Genomic DNA, 16,938 nt, shown 5'->3' with positions numbered 1-16,938 from the left:
CCACCTCCATTGGGTCGTAAGACCCCGTTGACGTTAGCTTGCCGGCTCGACCGGATCGAATTGGGGTTCTGTCCCCTCTTCTCCGTCACCCCGGCCTCGTGCCGGGGTTCACTCCACCTCTCCGGCGGCGCCAGAACCTTTTGCCCAGTCCTCACCTCCCGGTGGACCCCGGCACAGGGCCGGGGTGACGATCGAAAGAGATCTGGAAGCAAAGCCTGAGGAACATAACTCAATCTCCCGGCGGCAGGCGATTGCAATGTTGGATTTGCTCTGCTTGCCTTGATCCCGCGGCTGCCACCCGCGCCGCTCTTTGAACGGTCGAACTCCCCTCCCCGCCCCGGCGCGTCCCTGCCGCGCGACCGGCGCGTTCATGTAGCGTCACTGGCGCGTCCGTGTAGCGTCACTGTCGCGTTACCGGTGCGTCGCTGAAGCGTTGGCGTCGCCTTGCTGGCGCGTCACTGGCGCGCCAATGTCATGCTCCCCTCCATGGGGCCTGAAAAACCCGCGATTTCGGTCGGCTTTGTAAACTGCCTGTCAAGCTGGCGTCTCAGCCGATCGGCTCCTCGATCGACTTCGGCGGTTCGCTAAACCAATCCGGCCCCGTCTTGGTCATATGGAAACAGTCCTCCAGCCGCACGCCGAACTTGCCCGGCAGATAGATCCCCGGCTCGTTGGAGAAACACATTCCTGCGGCGAGCTTCACCGCCTCCCCGCGGACCAGATTGATCGGCTCATGCCCGTCCATGCCGATGCCGTGACCAGTCCGATGCGACAGGCCCGGCAGCTTGTAGTCCGGGCCATAGCCAAGCGATTCATAGTAGCGCCGCACCGCATCATCCACCGCCCCTGCGGGGGTGCCGATCCGTGCCGTGGCAAAGGCGATATCCTGCCCCTTGCGCATCTCGCCCCACACTTTGCGCTGCTCGACGGTCGCGTCGCCATGCACGAAGGTGCGCGAAATGTCGCTTTCATAGCCATGGACCCGCGCGCCGCAGTCCATCAGCACCACTTCGCCCTTCACCACTCGCTGCGGCTTGCCGGTACCGTGCGGATAAGCCGACGCCTCGCCGAGCAGGACCAGGTTGAACGCGACCTCCCCGCCCAGCTTGCGCGTCGCGCTGGTCATCAGCGCGGCGATGTCCTGCGGCGTCATCCCCGCCTGAACCTGTGGGTGAGTCCAGCGATAGGCGGCCATCGTCACGTCCGCGGCCTTCTGCATCAACGCGATCTCGGCCGGGGTCTTGATCATCCGGCACCCGCGCACGACCGAATTGGCGGAGACGATCAGCCGCGCATCGCCGATCGCCTGAGCAAGGCCAGTCACCGCGAAATGGCGCACCGTCTCTTCGATGCCGATGCGATGGTTGTGCAGCTTCTTCTCGCGCAACCAGCCCGCGATCACCGCAAACGGGCTCTCATGTTCCTGCCACACACGCACCTGCGCCGGCACGCCCAGCGATTCGCGCACCGACGGCTCCTCGAAGAACGGCGTGACGATCATCGGGTCGCCTTCCACCGGGATCACCGCCGCCGTCAGCCGCTCGCTGCGGCCCCAGCGGACGCCGGTGAAATAGAGCAGGCTCGACCCCGGCTCGACCAGAATCGCGCCGATGCCGTTGGCCTTCATCAACGCCTGCGCACGTGCCAATCGCGCGCGGCGTTCCTCCGGGCCGATCGGGACCGCATCGGCGGTGATGTTTTTTAAGTCGGGAACAGAGGGTTCGCCCGTCTGAAGGACTCTAGCATGAGCAACAAAGGGGGCCGCAGCGGCAGCGGCGAGAAGCGATCGGCGGGAGAAGTTCATGGTCGCTAGCGATACGGCTCTTGACCCGCAGGCCGCAATCCCCTGTCTAGGCGCCGCAACGAGGGGAGCCCAATGGCCAAGAAACTGACGACATATATCCTGATCGCGCTGGTATTGGGCGCGATTGTGGGCCTCGGGCTCCATTACGGCGTTCATCAGAGCTATGGCGCCGATTCGGCTGGCGCCGAGACGCAGCTCAAGAAGCTCGCCGACTATTTCTCGATCATCACCGCGATCTTCCTCAACCTGATCAAGATGATCATCGCGCCGCTGGTCTTCGCGACCCTCGTCTCGGGCATCGCGCATATGGGCGATACCGCAGCGCTGGGGCGCGTCGGTGGGCGCGCGGTCGCGTGGTTCATCTGCGCAAGCCTCGTCTCGCTCACCCTGGGCCTCATCCTCGTCAACCTGTTCCAGCCTGGTGTCGGACTCAACTTCCCGCTGCCTCCGGTCGATGCCACGAGCGGCGTCGATAAGGTCGCGTTCAACCTCAAGGACTTCTTCACCCACGTTTTCCCGAAATCGGGAATCGAGGCGATGGCGAAGAACGAGATCCTGCAGATCGTCGTCTTCTCGCTGTTCATCGGCGTCGCGATCACCGCGGTCGGCGAGAAAGCCAAGCCGCTGGTCAGTGCGGTCGAGGCGCTGGTCCATGTGATGCTCCAGGTAACCAACTACGTCATGCGTTTCGCGCCGATCGCAGTGTTCGCGGCGGTGGCGGCGACGCTGGCGGAGCGTGGTCCGGCGATCATCGGCAACCTCGCCTATTTCATGGGCACCTTCTATCTTGGTATGCTGATCCTGTGGGCGCTGCTGATCGGCGTTTGCTATCTGATCGTCGGCAAGCGGACCACGCTGCTGGTCCGCTACATCCGCGACCCCCTGCTCCTCGCCTTCTCGACTGCCTCGTCCGAAGCCGCCTATCCGCGCACGCTGGAGGCGCTCGACCGCTTCGGCGTGCCGCCGCGCATCGCCAGCTTCGTGCTGCCGCTGGGCTACAGCTTCAACCTCGACGGCTCGATGATCTACATGACCTTCGCGACGATCTTCATCGCACAGGCTTATGGCATCGACCTGACCCTGGGTCAGGAAATCACGATGCTGCTGGTGCTGATGGTCACCAGCAAGGGCATCGCCGGCGTGCCGCGCGCCAGCCTGGTCGTCATCGCGGCGACGCTCGGCTTCTTCGACATCCCCGAAGCGGGCCTGCTGTTGATCCTCGGTATCGACCATTTCCTCGACATGGGCCGCTCGGCGACCAACGTCGTCGGCAATGCGGTGGCGAGCGCGGTCGTCGCGAAGTGGGAAGGCGGGCGTCTCGACCCGATCGAACCCGCCGATGTCGAACCGCCGCACGCCCCGACGGGCGGCGGGCCGCTGGAGGACGTGCAGAGCTTCAGCGAGGTCGGCGAGCACCCGCCAAAGCATCAGGCATAGGCATAGGGTCCGCCTGCGACGAGCGCGGCCTGATAGGCAGGCCGCGCATGGACCTTCGCCAGCCACGCAATCGTTGCCGGGCGTGAGGCATCCAGCCCCGCCCGGCTTCGCGCCGCCTCCAGCGGAAAGCTCATCATCACATCCGCGGCACTGAAATCGTCGCCCGCGAACCAGTCATGTTCGGTCAAATGCGCCTCGACATAGTCGAGGTGCACATCGATCATCGGCTGGATCTTCCTCTGCGCGGTCTTGCCGAGCAGCGGCACGCGCCCGAGCACAAGCTTGACCAGCAGCGGCGGCATCAACGAACCCTCCGCATAGTGCAGGAAGTGCCGGTAGCGCAGCACGGCGTCGCGATGCGCTGGCGGGCCGAGCCGGCCATCGGCTTTCTCCACCAGATACTCGATGATCGCCCCCGTCTCGGCGACCGTCCGGCCCTGTCCGCCATCGGCGTCGTCGTCGACGATCACCGGCGACTTGCCGAGCGGATGCACCGCGCGCAGCTCCGGCGGGGCAAGCATTGTAGCCTTGTTCCGCTCATAGCGCCGGATTGAATAGTGCAGCCCCAGTTCCTCAAGCAGCCACAGGACGCGCTGCGATCGCGAATTCTCGAGGTGATGGACGGTGATCATTGGCGGGCTTCCTCGCTGACATCCACCGAACCTGCGTCGTTCCGGCACCGATGGCCAGCAGCAAATCAGGCAAAGACGAGGCTATCGCTAACCGTGTTCAATGGCTGCCCATTGCAGGTTGGCGGGAATGAAAGCGCGGCGGCAGCGGATTATGCCCCGCGCGACAGTGTCTCGTCGTGGCGTAGCGTCAGGACCTCGACGCCAGTCCCGGTGACCGCAACCGTGTGCTCGAACTGCGCGGAAAGCTTGCCGTCGTTCGTCACCACGGTCCATTCGTCGTCCAGTGTCGAGACCTTGCGGGTGCCCTGATTGATCATCGGTTCGATGGTGAAGACCATCCCCTCGCGGAGCTGCATGCCCGTTCCTCGCCGCCCGAAGTTGAGCACTGATGGTTCCTCATGCATCTCGCGGCCAATGCCGTGCCCGCAATAGTCGCGCACGACCGAATAGCCGTTCCCCTTGGCATGGCGCTCGATCGCGAAGCCGATATCACCCAGATATGCGCCCGGCCGTACCTGTTCGATGCCCTTCCACATCGCTTCTTGCGCAACCCGCACCAATCGTCGTGCCGCCGGCGAAACGGCGCCGACCAGAAAGGTCTTGCTCGAATCCGCGATGAAGCCGTTCTTCTCGAGCGTGATATCGAGATTGATGATGTCGCCGTCGCGGATCATTGCCCCATCATCGGGAATGCCGTGGCAGACGACGTGATTGATCGAGCAGTTCAGGACATATTTGAAGCCGTATTGTCCCTTGCTCGCAGGGCGCGCCGCGAGGTCGGTCGTGATGAAGCGTTCGACCAGATCGTTGACCTGCATCGTCGACATGCCGGCGAGCTGCTGCCCGTCCAGCATCTCGAACACCGACGCCAGCAGCTTGCCTGAAATGCGCATCAGCGCAAGTTCGTCGGGGGTCTTTACCATTTCAGGCTGCCACTGCATCCGGGACCCCAATCTCTGCCGCAGCAAGCTGCATCTTCACGATATCGCTGAAGGACAGCGTCGGACTGGCTTCGGCGAGCATGCCGATCTTCATCCAGAATTCCGCCTGTGCATTGATGGACCGGCACATCACGGCGCTGGCCCGGCGGATTTCCTCGTGCAGTTGCTCGTCGATCTTCACGATGCCCATAGGATCCTCGGCTCTTGATGAATATACGAAATATATACGAATCATATATTCGTCGGTCAATCCACCAAAGCCGAAAGGTCCGGCGCGTGGGGCGCCGGACCTTCCGATGGGAACCAGTCCCGTGACCGCCGCCGTTCGTCACGAGACGGCGCGGCCCAATCCTGTCATCGTGGGCTGTTCACCTCAAAAGTAGCGAACGTTGCCCACAGCGCGTACGATCAATCCTCGCCATCGTCCTCGGCGTCCGGACCGGTCATCATCTCTTCGGCGACCTGCGCGGTGCGGTTACGGATTGCGACTTCGATCCGCGAGCAAACCTCGGGATTCTCCTTGAGGAAGGTCTTGGAGTTTTCACGCCCCTGCCCGATGCGGATGCTGTCATAGCTGAACCAGGCACCCGCCTTTTCGACCAGCCCCGCCTTGACGCCGAGGTCGAGGATTTCGCCGATCTTCGAGATGCCTTCACCGTACATGATGTCGAATTCGACTTGCTTGAACGGTGGGGCGACCTTGTTCTTCACCACCTTCACGCGGGTCGCGTTGCCGACGATATCGTCGCGGTCCTTGATCTGGCCGGTGCGGCGGATGTCGAGGCGGACCGAAGCGTAGAATTTCAGTGCGTTGCCGCCGGTCGTGGTTTCCGGGTTGCCGTACATCACGCCGATCTTCATGCGCAGCTGGTTGATGAAGATCACCATGCAGCGCGAGCGGCTGATCGAACCGGTCAGCTTGCGCAGCGACTGCGACATCAGGCGCGCCTGAAGGCCGACATGGCTGTCGCCCATCTCACCCTCGATCTCCGCACGGGGAACCAGCGCTGCGACCGAGTCGACCACCAGCACGTCGATCGCATTCGAACGCACCAGCGTATCGACGATCTCCAGCGCCTGCTCGCCAGTGTCGGGCTGCGAGACGATCAGCTCGTCGATGTTGACGCCCAGCTTCTTGGCATAGACCGGATCGAGCGCATGCTCCGCATCGACGAACGCAGCGACGCCGCCCGTGCGCTGCGCTTCGGCGATGACGTGCAGCGCCAAGGTGGTCTTGCCCGAGCTTTCGGGGCCATAAACCTCAATCACGCGGCCGCGCGGCAGGCCGCCGACGCCCAGCGCGATGTCGAGCCCGAGCGAACCGGTCGAGATCACTTCGACCTGCATCGTCTCCTTCGAGCCGAGCCGCATTGCACTGCCCTTGCCGAACGCGCGGTCGATCTGCGCGAGTGCGGCGTCGAGCGCCTTCTGTTTATCCGAAGAAATCGCCATGTTTCCGTCGATCACCTTGAGGGAAGCTGCCATCCGAAGTCTCCGTCGCTAGAGGCTTTACGCCCAGCCTTCAACAGGCCTGTCATCACATTGTTGTCGGTTGTGTATAGCGTTTGTTCTACCAGAACAAGAGAAGAACGATCTTTTTTTGTTCTCATTCTTGCAGAGGAACGTAATGACCGATCCGACACGCTGCCGCTGGGCGGAGAGCAACCCGCTGGACACCGCCTATCACGACGCCGAATGGGGCGTTCCCGTCCGCGATTCACGGCTGCTATGGGAAACCCTGATGCTCGAGGGCTTCCAGGCTGGCCTGTCCTGGTCGACGATCCTGAAGAAGCGCGCCGGGTTTCATGCCGCCTTCGCCGGATGGGATCCCGCAAAGGTCGCAGCGTTCGGCCCGGCGGATGTCGAACGCCTGATGGCCGACCCCGGGATCGTTCGGGCCCGCGCCAAGATCGAGGCAACGATCGGCAATGCCCGCGCCTATCTCGCCTTCGCCGAGCGGGGCGAGGGGTTTGGCGACTGGGCATGGGGGCTTGCCGGCGGCACAACCGTGAAGGGCGACGGTGAGGCCGTTCCCGCGAAAACTGAAACCTCCGAAGCGATCTCTAAAGCGCTCAAGGCGAAGGGCTTCAAATTTGTAGGGCCGGTGATCGTCTATGCCTGGATGCAGGCGGTCGGCATGGTCAACGACCACGCCAGCGACTGTTTTCGTCGCGATCAGGTGTAGCGATCGCCAGTAAGGCCCCTAGGTCTCTAGAGCCGTCACCCCGGCCTTGTGCCGGGGTCCACTTTGCCTTTCCGGCTGAGAGAAGCCTCTTGCTTACCCCTTGTTTCCCGGTGGACCCCGGCACAAGGCCGGGGTGACAGAGAACGGGGAGAAGCCGAATGCGCTCTGCTTCGATCGCACTTGACCTCACCCATTTCACGTAACATTTAATGTTGCATGATTCGCGACAGCCGCCTTTCGGGGGTTCTCCACCTCCTGTTACACCTTGCCGAGAGCAAGGGGCCGGTGCCCTCCGAGACCCTCGCCAAGGCGATGGATACCAACCCCGCGGTGATTCGCCGCACCCTCGCCGGGTTGCGTGAGCGCGGCCATGTGCGATCGGAAAAGGGGCATGGTGGTGGCTGGACGCTCATCCGCCGTCTCGACGAACTGACCCTTCACGACGTCTATGAAGCGTTGGGGCGCCCTGCCCTGCTCGCGATCGGCAATCGGTCGCAGGCGCCGCAATGTCTGGTCGAACAGGCGGTCAACGCTGCGCTGGACGAGACGTTCGACGCCGCCGAGGCGCTGCTGCTCGAGCGGCTGCGCGGCGTGACGCTCGCCGATCTCGACACCGATTTCCGTGCCCGCTTCGCCGCGCGCGCTACCCCTTGCGAGAAGGTTCCTCCCCATGGCCGCTAGTGGCGAACAGCAATTCCTCGACAAGTTCGCCGACCCGCAAGCGGTCGCCAACTATGCCGAGAACCCGCCGCGCTATGTGCCGGGTTTCTCGGACCTTCACCGCATGACCGGCATTCTGCTCGCCGAGCATGTGCCGGACGATGCCCATATCCTCGTACTGGGCGCAGGCGGCGGGCTGGAACTCACGGCATTGGCCGCCGCCTATCCCGGTTGGCGGTTCACCGGAGTAGACCCCGCGGGCGCGATGCTCGATCTCGCCGCGCGCATGCTCGGCCCGAATGCGCACCGCGCGAACCTGATCGAGGGCTATATCGATGACGCCCCGCCCGGCCCGTTCGACGGCGCGGTGTGCCTGCTCACGCTCCACTTCCTCGGCGTGGAGGAGCGCACCCGCACCGCCGCAGCGATCCGCGAACGGTTAAAGGCCGGCGCGCCCTTCGTCGCCGCGCATGGCAGCTATCCGCAGGATGAAACGCGGGAGCGCTGGCTCGATCGCTATGCCGCCTTCGCCATCGCCTCGGGTGCGGTTCCCGAACAAGCCTATGGCGCGCGCGATGCGGTCAGCAAGGCGGTCAATATGCTCTCCCCCGAACAGGATGAGGCGGTGCTGCGCGCTGCAGGGTTCGACGACGTGACGCTCTTCTACGCCGCTTTCACCTGGCGCGGCTGGGTGGGGTACGCCTGACGCTTGCCCTGCCCGTCCGTTCGCGCGATCCTGCGCAGCCATGAGCCATGATCTCTCCGCTTTCATCGCCGCCTTGCCCAAGGCCGAGCTGCATCTGCATATCGAGGGCAGCCTCGAGCCCGAGCTGATGTTCGCGCTGGCGAAGCGGAACAAGGTCGCCATCCCGTTCGACAGCGTCGAGGCGGTGCGCGCGGCATACAGCTTCAACCGCCTGCAGGACTTTCTGGACATCTATTATGCCGGGGCGGACGTGCTACGCACCGAACAGGATTTCTACGACCTCGCGGACGCATATTTTGCCCGAGCCGCGGCAGACGGTGTGGTCCATACCGAGATCTTCTTCGATCCGCAGACGCACACCGATCGCGGTATCCCGTTTCAGGTCGTTGCCGACGGGTTGTTTGCGGCGATGCGTGACGCGGAGGGTCGGCATGGCCTCAGTTCCAAACTGATCCTGTGCTTCCTGCGCCATCTGGATGAGGAGGCAGCGTTCGCGACGCTGAAGGCCGCCGATCCCTGGCTCGACCGGATTGAAGGAGTCGGGCTCGATTCGTCCGAAGTCGGACATCCGCCGGAGAAGTTCGCCCGCGTTTTTGCCGCCGCGGGCGACCTTGGCCTCAAGCGCGTCGCCCATGCCGGCGAGGAAGGCCCGCCCGACTATATCTGGCAAGCGCTGGACCTGCTGCAGATCGACAGGCTCGACCATGGCAACCGCAGCCTTGAGGATCCAGCGCTGGTCGCGCGGCTGGCGGATGAGGGGATGACGCTCACCGTCTGCCCGCTCTCCAACCATAAATTATGCGTGGTCGACGATCTGGCCAATCACCCGATCGACCGGATGCTGGCTGAAGGGTTGCGCGCGACGATCAACTCGGACGATCCCGCCTATTTCGGGGGTTATGTCGCCGACAATTATCGCGCGGTCGCCGCGGCACGTGGCCTCGGCAAGGCGGAACTTGCAGCACTGGCGCGCAACAGCTTCACCGGATCATTCCTCGATGACGATGCCAAGGCGGCACATCTCGCCCGGCTCGACGCATTCGTGGCGGCGAACTGATGCCGGTCTTCACGCCGATCTCGCACGAGCAGTTCGTCGCCGATGTCCTCGCCATCGCCGCGGCGATTCACGCCGATCGCGACTGGCGGCCCGATTTCATCATCGGCATCGGCCGCGGCGGCCTCGCGCCGGCGGTCTACCTCAGCCACGCCACTGGCATGCCGATGCTGTCGGTCGATCACAGTTCGCGGGTGCATGACTTCGCCGACGCACCGCTCGAGCGGCTGGCCGAACGGACGCGTGAGGGCGAGAAGCTGTTGTTCCTTGATGACATCAACGACAGCGGCGCGACGATCGCAAAGCTGCGCGCCAAGCTTGCCGACGCGGGAGCGATGCCGGGCGCGATCCGCTTCGCGACGTTGCTCGACAATGCGACGTCGAGCCAGCGCGTCGAATATGCCGCTCGCGCGATCGACCGCAGCGTGACCAAGGACTGGTTCGTGTTTCCGTGGGAAGCCGTCGCACCGGCCGCTTCGATCGCCGCCGACGCAGAGGAAATGCCCGGCCGGATTGCCTAAAGCTTGGCCAGCGCCTGCTCGATCGCGTCCATCGTAAAGGGCTTGGCGAGGATCGGGCGATGCTTGTGGCCGTCGGCGATCATATCATCGCCACCGCCCGTCGAGACCATGAACGGAATCCCCGCCGCCGCGAGCGCATCGGCAACCGGCCAGCATTTCTCACCACCACTGAGGTTCACGTCGACGATCGCCGCATCGATCCCGCCCGCCGCCACCAGCGGCAGCGCGGTCGATACGCTGTCGGCAACGCCGGCGACCTGCCTGCCGAGGATATCGAGGAAATCCTCGAGCATCATCGCGATCAGCGGCTCGTCTTCGACGATAAGGATACGGCCATGTACGGTCATTGTTTGCGATCTAGCTGAGAAAATTGATTGCCACCAAACACTTATTTCGCGGTCAGCGCGGCGCGTGCGGCTTCCGCAAGTTGCTGGACCGAAAAGGGTTTGGGCAGAAAGGCGACATTGTCGAGATCGATCGACTTGCGCAGCTGCTCTTCGGCATAGCCCGACATGAAGATGATCTTGAGGTCGGGATAGCGTTTGCGCGCATGGCGGACCATCGTCGGACCGTCCATCGTCGGCATCACGACGTCGGAGATCAGCAGGTCGGGCTTTGCGCTCGTCTCGAGCAACTCGAGCGCGGCCTCGCCATTCTCGGCGGTCAGCACGGTATAGCCCTGCCGCGCCAGCGCACGCTCGGCAACCGCACGCACCATCGCTTCATCCTCGACCACCAGCACGGTACCGGTGCCCCACAAATCGCCCTGCACGGGCTTGGCAACCGGCGCCTTGGTCGCAGCATCCCCCACGGCGTCGACGGGGAGATAGATGGTGAAGACCGCGCCCTGGCCCTTGGGACTTTCGGCGAAAATGAACCCGCCCGACTGTTTGATGATGCCGTAGACGGTCGACAGCCCAAGGCCGGTCCCCTTCCCCACTTCCTTGGTGGTGAAGAAGGGCTCCCAGATATGCGCCAGTGCGTCTGCGGAAATGCCCGTACCGGTGTCTGCGACCCGCAGCGCGGTATAGTCGCCGACCGGAAGCACATCCTCGTCCATCGCGCGCACTTCATGCGCGGGGACGTTGAAGGTCTCGAGGGTGAGGGTGCCGCCGCCGCTAGGGTTTTTGGTCAGCATCGCGTCGCGCGCGTTGACGGCGAGGTTGACCACGACCTGCTCGAGCTGCCCCGGATCGGCGCGGACCGGGCCGAGGTTGCGGCCGTGGTTGACCACCAGTTCGACGGTCTCGCCAAGCAGGCGTTTCAGGAGGTTGGAGACTTCAGAGATGACGTCGGGCAGCTGCAGCACCTGCGGCCGCAGCGTCTGCTGGCGCGAGAAGGCCAGCAGCTGGCGGGTCAGTGCGGCGGCGCGGTTGGAGTTGATCAGGATCTGCTGGATATCGTCATAGTCGCTGTCGCCCGGCGCGTGGCGCATCAGCATCAGGTCGCAATGGCCGATCACCGCGGTCAGGATGTTGTTGAAGTCGTGCGCAACGCCGCCGGCGAGCTGGCCAACCGCCTGCATCTTGGTCGCCTGCGCCACCTGCCGCTTGAGCCGGCCCTCCTCGCCCGCGTCGCGCAGGCTGAGCAGCACCGCTGCCTCGCCAAGGCCCCGCGCGGCGGCGATCGAGATCGCGACGCCCTCATCGGGGGCCTCGGCGAAGCGCACGGTCATGTCGACCGAATGCGCCGCGCCGCTGGCGAAGCGGCGGATCGCGTCGGCAAGCGCGCCCTTGTCCTCGCGCACCACCAGATCGCCCGGATAGAGCGGCGGGTTGGCGGAATTGACATGCGCGGCGCGGACAAACGCGTCGTTCATATGCACGAACCGCCCGTCCCCACCGACCAGCGCAATGCCCGAGGGCAGGAGCGAGATCAGCGAGCGGACATGCGCGCCTGCGGTGTCGCCGATCGCCGGCTGCGGGATCGCCAGCTCATCATCGAGCAGCGCCACCAGCATCGGCGCATTGTCCCCGTCGAGAAACGGGATCTCGAGCACGCGCAGCGGCGTACCCGACAGACCCTCGCGCTCGAAACGAACGATGCCGAGATTGTCGGTGATCAGGAAGCGGGTGAAGTCGCGCCCTTCGATCATGGCATTCTCGTCGCCCATCGCGCGCTGGCGCACGACGCGGTTGGCGGCGCGGACGCGGCCATCGGCGCCGAGCAGCGCCATCATGATCCCCGCGCTGCCGAGGCGATCGCCCGAATGGCCTGCGACCAGCGCTTGCGCCTGCTTGGCGAGGTCGACGACATCGGTCCCGGCGAAGCGCCACACCAGCATCGAATCCCCGACGCGGGTGATGTGCGCGGTCAGCTTGGTGCCTGCCGCATCGAACGCGCCGCTCGACGCCTGTCCATCGCGCCACGCCGTTCGCCCGGCCGTGCCGAGCTGCGCCGAGGCCCATTCGCCCGGCACTACGCCCGGCGGCGCGGGATAGGTCGGGAAGAACGCCCCGAAGCGATCGTTGGCGCAGACCAGACGGCCGGCACGGTCGGTCACCGCGAGCGCGTCGCTGCTCATCGAGGCGAGCGTGTGCGCGACCGACCAGTCGACCGCCGGCTCTTCCTCCTTCGCCGCGGGCCATAGCCGCGCGACGAGGTACACCACGCCGGCAATGGCCAGCGCCGCCGCGAGGAACCCGGCCGCGACCATGACCGATCCGGTCAGGAACAGCACAATCCCCGCTGCCGCCGCGCCCGCCGCGATCGCGATGATCAGCGGCGCGGCGGCGGAACGGGGATCGTCAGCAAAGGGTGCGGAGGCCATCGCTTCCTTTCCCGCCCCCCTGCGCTCCGGTCAAGCGTTCAGCGCCGACCGGAGACGCAACGCTCACCAGATGCGGACGCGCTTCGCCGGGGCGAGGTACAGCTTCTGCCCGTCCTTGGCGCCGAACGCACCATACCAGGGGTCGAGGTTGCGGACGACCCAGGCGCGCTGGATCGACGGGCTATGCGGATCGGTCAGCAAACGCGCGCGCAGATTGGCCTCGCGATAATTGCGCCGCCAGATCTGCGCCCAGCCCAGATAGAAGCGCTGGTCACCGCTGAAGCCGTCAATCACCGCCGGCTTCTTGCCGCCCAGCGAATGCTGATAGGCGTCGTACGCAATGGTGAGGCCGGCGAGATCGCCGATATTCTCACCCAGCGTGAACTCGCCCTTCACATGCTCACCCGGCAGTGCCTCATAGGCATCATACTGGGCGACCAGCGCCTTGCTCGCCACTTCGAACGCCTTGGTATCGGCCGGCGTCCACCAGTCGGACAGCTCACCCTTCTCGTTATACTTGGCGCCCTGATCGTCGAAGTGATGGCTGATCTCGTGCCCGATCACCGCACCGATCCCGCCATAGTTGACCGCCGGATCAGCCTTGGGATCGAAGAAGGGCGGCTGCAGGATCGCGGCTGGGAACACCACTTCCATCATGCCGAAATTGGCATAGGCGTTGATGGTCTGGGGCAGCATCCCCCATTCCCACTTGCGCACCGGGCCGCCCAGCTTGTCGATCATGAACTGGAAGTCGAACTGGTTGGAGCGAACCGCGTTGCCGAACAGATCGTCATTCTTGATCTCGAGCCCGGCATAGTCGCGCCAGCGGTCGGGATAGCCGACCTTGACGGTGAAGTTCTTGAGCTTCGCCTTGGCGCGCGCCTTGGTCTTGGGCTGCATCCACTCAAGCGAGTCGATCCGCCGGCCCATCGCGTCGAGCACGTTGGCGACCAGCTTGTTCATCTCCGCCTTGTACTCGGGCGGGAAATAGCGCGCGGCGTAGATCTTGCCGACTTCCTCACCCAGCGCACCCTCGGTGAAGCTCACCCCGCGCTTCCAGCGCTCCTCACGCTGCGGGGTGCCCTGCAAGGTGGTGCCGAAGAACGCGAAATTCTCATTCGCGACCGAATCGGGCAGATAGTTGGCGAGCCCGCCCAGGCTGCGCAGCAGCATCTGATCCTTGAGCACCGCGATCGGCGCCTTGTCGAGGATGTCCGCAGTGCCCTTCACCGCGCTTGGCTGGCCGATCAGCACGTCGGTGATCTTCGGGCTGATCGCCTTGAGCATCGCCGGCATGTCCAGCGCCGGGCTCGAGAATTGCGCGGTCTGCGCCAGCGTGAACTTGTTGTAGCCCTTGACCGCATCCGACGCGTCCTCGCGGGTCCACTGGACCTTGGCGATCTGGGTCTCCAGCTCCATCACCGCCTTGGCGCGCGCCTCGGCATTGTCCTCACCCGCCAGCGTCAGCATCTTGGCGAGGTGCGCGACATAGGCCGTACGGATCGATGCCATCTTGGGGTTGTCGACCAGATACATGTCACGGTCAGGCAGCCCGGTGCCGCCCTGATAGATGGTAAAGATGTAATTCTCGGGATGCTTGTCGTCCTGCCCGACATAGGCGCCGAACGGGCCGCTGATGCCCATCTTCGCTGCTTCGACGACCAGCGCCGAATAGCCGGCCTTGCTGTCGAGCGCCTTGACCCGGGTCAGCCAGGGCTGGATCGGCGCGAGGCCGCGATACTCGACCGTCGCGGTGTCGAGGTAGCTCGTATAGGCGCGGCCGATTGCGCTGTTCGCATCGCCCTTCACCGCGTCGAGGATCTCGCGCACCCGCTGCTTCGACAGGTCGTCGAGCACAGTGAACATGCCGTAATTGGACTTGTCCGCCGGGATTGCGGTGCTCTTTGCCCAGGCGCCGTTGGCAAAGCCGTAGAAATCGTCGCCGGGGGCAACCGTCTTGTCCATGCCCTTGGCATCGAAGCCGAAGCTGCCGAGCTGCGGCTTCGAGCCGGTTTCAGCGGTGGGTGCGGGTGCGGCGGGCTCACGCGCGACCAGCGCGGTCGACGCCCCCACGATCGCGGTGCCGGCGAGAAGAACGGAAGTAACGAAAAGACGCATCATCCACCTATGGGCAGGAGTCGGGATGCGCGTGTCTTACGCCGATGATACGGCGGATCAAGTCTCGGATGTTACCGCGCTCAACTGCCGGTGGTGGCGCGTTCCTTCTTCCGCTTGCGCCATTTGTTCGCGATCCGCAGCCGCCAGCCCACCGCGCTGATGATATAACCGAGGATCGACGAAATGATCGTGATCGTCACCAGCCCGGTGATCAGCGCCGGCCCCGCCTCCGACCAAAGCCAGTTCAGCCAGCTGTCATTGGCGACATGGGTCGCGATCGGCTGGCCCGGCACGGTCGCGTCGAAATGCAGGATCTTGCGCCCGATCCAATAGGCGAACGCCCAGAGCGGCGGCGTCGTGAACGGGTTGGTGAGAAAGGTCGTTAGCGACGCCACCGGGATATTGGCCCGGAACGGCAGCGCCAGCAGCGCAGAGAAGAAGATCTGCGCGACCGGGATCATGATCCCCGTCACCATCCCCAATGCGACGCCGCGCGGCACCGACCGGCGGGTGAAGCGCCACAGCTCCGGTGCCAGCACGCGATGCGCCACAGGACGCAGGAAGCGGTTCGCCTCCAGGCTCTCGCGAGTTGGCATGTTGCGATCCGCCCATGCCCGTACCCGGTCCCAGAAGGTCCGCTTAACCACGGTCGCGGAGGATCCTTCCCTGTTCACGCTTCCAGTCACGCTCCTTGATCGACTCGCGCTTGTCGTGAGTCTTCTTGCCCTTCGCCAGCGCCAGCTCCACTTTCGCGCGACCGCGCGAGTTGAAGTAGATCGACAGCGGCACGAGGGTCATCCCCTCGCGCGCTACCGCGCCGTGCAGCTTCTCTATCTGCCGCAGATGAAGGAGCAATTTACGGGGACGCTTCGGTTCGTGGTTGAAGCGGTTGCCGTGACTGAATTCGGGGATGTTGGCGTTGACCAGCCATGCCTGCTCGTTGCGAATCTCGGCATAGCTTTCCGCGATCGACCCTTCGCCGAAGCGCAGCGACTTCACCTCGGTGCCCTGAAGCGCGATCCCGGCTTCGAACACGTCCTCGATAAAATACTCGAAGCGCGCCTTCCGATTCTCGGCGACGATCTTCTTCTTGTCGAATTCGGTGGGACGCGGGCGGGCCATAAGGACGGGCGATGTAAGCCCGCGCGCGAATAAAGGGAAGCGGACGGCTTCAGATAATCCCGGCGGCCTTCATCGCCGCATCCACCGCGGCCTTGCTCGCCTCGTTCGGCGCGACCATCGGCAGCCGCAGCTCGGCGGAAATCTCGGGACGCAGCTTGTTAACCGCGTATTTGACCGGGCCCGGCGAGGCGTCGGTGAATAGCGCCAGATGCAGCGCGAACAGCCGGTCATGCAGCGCCAGTGCCAGCGCGGTGTCACCCTCGGCCCAGGCTGCCTGGAACTGCGCGCACAACTTTGGCGCGACATTGGCGGCGACCGAAATGCACCCCACGCCGCCCATCGCGTTGAATGCCAGTGCGGTTTCGTCGTTACCCGAAAGCTGGGCAAAGTTCGCCCGCAGCGCGGCGCGGTGCTTCGACACGCGCGTGAGATCTCCGGTCGCATCCTTGATCGCGACGAACTTGCCCGGGAAGGCCTGAACGATGCGGATCACCGTCTCGGGCTGGATGTCGGTCACCGTACGGCCGGGCACGTTGTAGAGGATGATCGGCAGTTCGCATTCCGCGGCGACCGCTTCGAAATGGCGGAAGATGCCTTCCTGGCTCGGCCGGTTGTAATAGGGCGGGACCATCAGCACCGCGTCGGCGCCGGCTTCCTTCGCGGCCTTCACGTTGCCGATCGCGACGCGGGTGTCGTTGGAGCCGGTGCCCGCAATCACTGGAATGCGTCCGCGCACCTGATCCGCACACACGCGGACAACCTCGAAATGCTCGTCTTTGCTCAGCGTCGCGGCCTCACCGGTAGTGCCGACCGGAACCAAGGCCGACGAGCCTTCGGCAATCTGCCACTCGACGAAATCGCGGAACACGTCCTCGGCGAAGTCGCCGTTACGGAAGGGCGTGATCAGGGCGGGGATCGAACCGGTGAACATATGCGCCAAAAAGCCCCAATTTTTCCGAATTTCGGGGTGGCCAATAGGCGTCGGTTG

The 16,938-nt window shown here is 64.4% G+C and carries 17 protein-coding genes; 6 read left to right on the top strand and 11 right to left on the bottom strand.

All coding sequences use genetic code 11. From position 1 onward, the window contains the following. Positions 1-547: 547 nt before the first annotated feature. A complete protein-coding gene (locus AC07NK_RS14045; RefSeq protein WP_495171222.1) occupies positions 548-1,804 on the bottom strand; it encodes a M24 family metallopeptidase in 1,257 nt (418 codons plus the stop codon). A 72-nt stretch (positions 1,805-1,876) separates the two neighbouring features. Between AC07NK_RS14045 and AC07NK_RS14040 the strand changes: the two genes are divergently transcribed. Then, the gene (locus tag AC07NK_RS14040) at positions 1,877-3,241 is read left to right on the top strand and encodes a dicarboxylate/amino acid:cation symporter (RefSeq protein WP_495171221.1); all 1,365 of its coding nucleotides are present in this window, start codon (positions 1,877-1,879) and stop codon (positions 3,239-3,241) included. On the opposite strand, the gene AC07NK_RS14035 is transcribed toward AC07NK_RS14040, so the two are convergent. The 4 genes from AC07NK_RS14035 to recA all read right to left on the bottom strand — a co-directional run bounded on the left by AC07NK_RS14035 (position 3,232) and on the right by recA (position 6,299). Further along, complete coding sequence (locus AC07NK_RS14035; RefSeq protein WP_495171220.1) at positions 3,232-3,873, bottom strand: glutathione S-transferase family protein; 642 nt, start codon at positions 3,871-3,873, stop codon at positions 3,232-3,234. The genes AC07NK_RS14040 and AC07NK_RS14035 overlap by 10 nt on opposite strands. A 149-nt stretch (positions 3,874-4,022) precedes the next feature. After that, on the bottom strand, positions 4,023-4,796 hold the full coding sequence (gene map, locus AC07NK_RS14030; RefSeq protein WP_495171219.1) for a type I methionyl aminopeptidase: 774 nt from the start codon (positions 4,794-4,796) through the stop codon (positions 4,023-4,025). Position 4,797: 1 nt separating this feature from the next. Continuing rightward, positions 4,798-5,004, bottom strand: a complete 207-nt coding sequence (locus tag AC07NK_RS14025; RefSeq protein ID WP_495171218.1) for a ParD-like family protein — start codon at positions 5,002-5,004, stop codon at positions 4,798-4,800. A 218-nt stretch (positions 5,005-5,222) separates the two neighbouring features. Next, complete coding sequence (gene recA, locus AC07NK_RS14020; RefSeq protein ID WP_495171217.1) at positions 5,223-6,299, bottom strand: recombinase RecA; 1,077 nt, start codon at positions 6,297-6,299, stop codon at positions 5,223-5,225. A 142-nt stretch (positions 6,300-6,441) separates the two neighbouring features. Between recA and AC07NK_RS14015 the strand changes: the two genes are divergently transcribed. The 5 genes from AC07NK_RS14015 (at position 6,442) to AC07NK_RS13995 (ending at position 9,940) form a co-directional block, all read left to right on the top strand. Beyond that, a complete protein-coding gene (locus AC07NK_RS14015; protein WP_495171216.1) occupies positions 6,442-6,999 on the top strand; it encodes a DNA-3-methyladenine glycosylase I in 558 nt (185 codons plus the stop codon). A 216-nt stretch (positions 7,000-7,215) separates the two neighbouring features. Continuing rightward, a complete protein-coding gene (locus tag AC07NK_RS14010; protein ID WP_495171215.1) occupies positions 7,216-7,680 on the top strand; it encodes an Rrf2 family transcriptional regulator in 465 nt (154 codons plus the stop codon). Further along, positions 7,670-8,365 (top strand): class I SAM-dependent methyltransferase, encoded by a 696-nt coding sequence (locus tag AC07NK_RS14005; RefSeq protein ID WP_495171214.1) that lies wholly within the window; start codon positions 7,670-7,672, stop codon positions 8,363-8,365. The genes AC07NK_RS14010 and AC07NK_RS14005 overlap by 11 nt, the downstream gene beginning before the upstream one ends. 40 nt (positions 8,366-8,405) lie before the next feature. Next, complete coding sequence (locus tag AC07NK_RS14000) at positions 8,406-9,422, top strand: adenosine deaminase (protein ID WP_495171213.1); 1,017 nt, start codon at positions 8,406-8,408, stop codon at positions 9,420-9,422. Then, the gene (locus tag AC07NK_RS13995) at positions 9,422-9,940 is read left to right on the top strand and encodes a phosphoribosyltransferase (RefSeq protein ID WP_495171212.1); all 519 of its coding nucleotides are present in this window, start codon (positions 9,422-9,424) and stop codon (positions 9,938-9,940) included. Before AC07NK_RS14000 ends, AC07NK_RS13995 begins: the two co-directional genes overlap by 1 nt. Here AC07NK_RS13995 and AC07NK_RS13990 read toward each other — a convergent pair. From AC07NK_RS13990 to dapA, 6 genes are all read right to left on the bottom strand, one after another. After that, on the bottom strand, positions 9,937-10,287 hold the full coding sequence (locus AC07NK_RS13990; protein ID WP_495171211.1) for a response regulator: 351 nt from the start codon (positions 10,285-10,287) through the stop codon (positions 9,937-9,939). The genes AC07NK_RS13995 and AC07NK_RS13990 overlap by 4 nt on opposite strands. Before the next feature lie 41 nt (positions 10,288-10,328). After that, on the bottom strand, positions 10,329-12,710 hold the full coding sequence (locus AC07NK_RS13985; RefSeq protein WP_495171210.1) for a response regulator: 2,382 nt from the start codon (positions 12,708-12,710) through the stop codon (positions 10,329-10,331). A 63-nt stretch (positions 12,711-12,773) separates the two neighbouring features. After that, on the bottom strand, positions 12,774-14,831 hold the full coding sequence (locus AC07NK_RS13980) for a M13 family metallopeptidase (RefSeq protein WP_495171209.1): 2,058 nt from the start codon (positions 14,829-14,831) through the stop codon (positions 12,774-12,776). 77 nt (positions 14,832-14,908) lie between these two features. Continuing rightward, complete coding sequence (locus tag AC07NK_RS13975) at positions 14,909-15,424, bottom strand: DUF2062 domain-containing protein (RefSeq protein WP_495171208.1); 516 nt, start codon at positions 15,422-15,424, stop codon at positions 14,909-14,911. Between the two features lie 43 nt (positions 15,425-15,467). Then, positions 15,468-15,950: an SsrA-binding protein SmpB gene (smpB, locus tag AC07NK_RS13970; RefSeq protein WP_495171207.1), complete on the bottom strand. Its 483-nt coding sequence runs from the start codon at positions 15,948-15,950 to the stop codon at positions 15,468-15,470. A gap of 49 nt (positions 15,951-15,999) precedes the next feature. Continuing rightward, positions 16,000-16,881 (bottom strand): 4-hydroxy-tetrahydrodipicolinate synthase, encoded by an 882-nt coding sequence (dapA, locus tag AC07NK_RS13965; protein WP_495171568.1) that lies wholly within the window; start codon positions 16,879-16,881, stop codon positions 16,000-16,002. Between the last annotated feature and the right edge of the window lie 57 nt (positions 16,882-16,938).

The sequence above is a fragment of the Sphingomonas sp. GW821-FHT09B04 genome (assembly GCF_059418285.1).
Note: the sequence above shows the minus strand (reverse complement) of the source record. Positions and strands in the feature narration are given on the sequence as shown.

Excerpts from the sequence above, each read along its gene's own strand:
- AC07NK_RS13985 (WP_495171210.1), bottom strand. The coding sequence starts at position 12,710 with ATGGCCTCCGCACCCTTTGCTGACGATCCCCGTTCCGCCGCCGCGCCG.
- AC07NK_RS13990 (WP_495171211.1), bottom strand. The coding sequence starts at position 10,287 with ATGACCGTACATGGCCGTATCCTTATCGTCGAAGACGAGCCGCTGATC.
- AC07NK_RS13980 (WP_495171209.1), bottom strand. The coding sequence starts at position 14,831 with ATGATGCGTCTTTTCGTTACTTCCGTTCTTCTCGCCGGCACCGCGATC.
- AC07NK_RS14045 (WP_495171222.1), bottom strand. The coding sequence starts at position 1,804 with ATGAACTTCTCCCGCCGATCGCTTCTCGCCGCTGCCGCTGCGGCCCCC.
- AC07NK_RS14005 (WP_495171214.1), top strand. The coding sequence starts at position 7,670 with ATGGCCGCTAGTGGCGAACAGCAATTCCTCGACAAGTTCGCCGACCCG.
- smpB (WP_495171207.1), bottom strand. The coding sequence starts at position 15,950 with ATGGCCCGCCCGCGTCCCACCGAATTCGACAAGAAGAAGATCGTCGCC.
- AC07NK_RS13975 (WP_495171208.1), bottom strand. The coding sequence starts at position 15,424 with ATGCCAACTCGCGAGAGCCTGGAGGCGAACCGCTTCCTGCGTCCTGTG.
- AC07NK_RS14010 (WP_495171215.1), top strand. The coding sequence starts at position 7,216 with ATGATTCGCGACAGCCGCCTTTCGGGGGTTCTCCACCTCCTGTTACAC.
- AC07NK_RS14015 (WP_495171216.1), top strand. The coding sequence starts at position 6,442 with ATGACCGATCCGACACGCTGCCGCTGGGCGGAGAGCAACCCGCTGGAC.
- AC07NK_RS13995 (WP_495171212.1), top strand. The coding sequence starts at position 9,422 with ATGCCGGTCTTCACGCCGATCTCGCACGAGCAGTTCGTCGCCGATGTC.
- dapA (WP_495171568.1), bottom strand. The coding sequence starts at position 16,881 with ATGTTCACCGGTTCGATCCCCGCCCTGATCACGCCCTTCCGTAACGGC.
- AC07NK_RS14035 (WP_495171220.1), bottom strand. The coding sequence starts at position 3,873 with ATGATCACCGTCCATCACCTCGAGAATTCGCGATCGCAGCGCGTCCTG.
- AC07NK_RS14025 (WP_495171218.1), bottom strand. The coding sequence starts at position 5,004 with ATGGGCATCGTGAAGATCGACGAGCAACTGCACGAGGAAATCCGCCGG.
- AC07NK_RS14040 (WP_495171221.1), top strand. The coding sequence starts at position 1,877 with ATGGCCAAGAAACTGACGACATATATCCTGATCGCGCTGGTATTGGGC.
- AC07NK_RS14000 (WP_495171213.1), top strand. The coding sequence starts at position 8,406 with ATGAGCCATGATCTCTCCGCTTTCATCGCCGCCTTGCCCAAGGCCGAG.
- recA (WP_495171217.1), bottom strand. The coding sequence starts at position 6,299 with ATGGCAGCTTCCCTCAAGGTGATCGACGGAAACATGGCGATTTCTTCG.
- map (WP_495171219.1), bottom strand. The coding sequence starts at position 4,796 with ATGGTAAAGACCCCCGACGAACTTGCGCTGATGCGCATTTCAGGCAAG.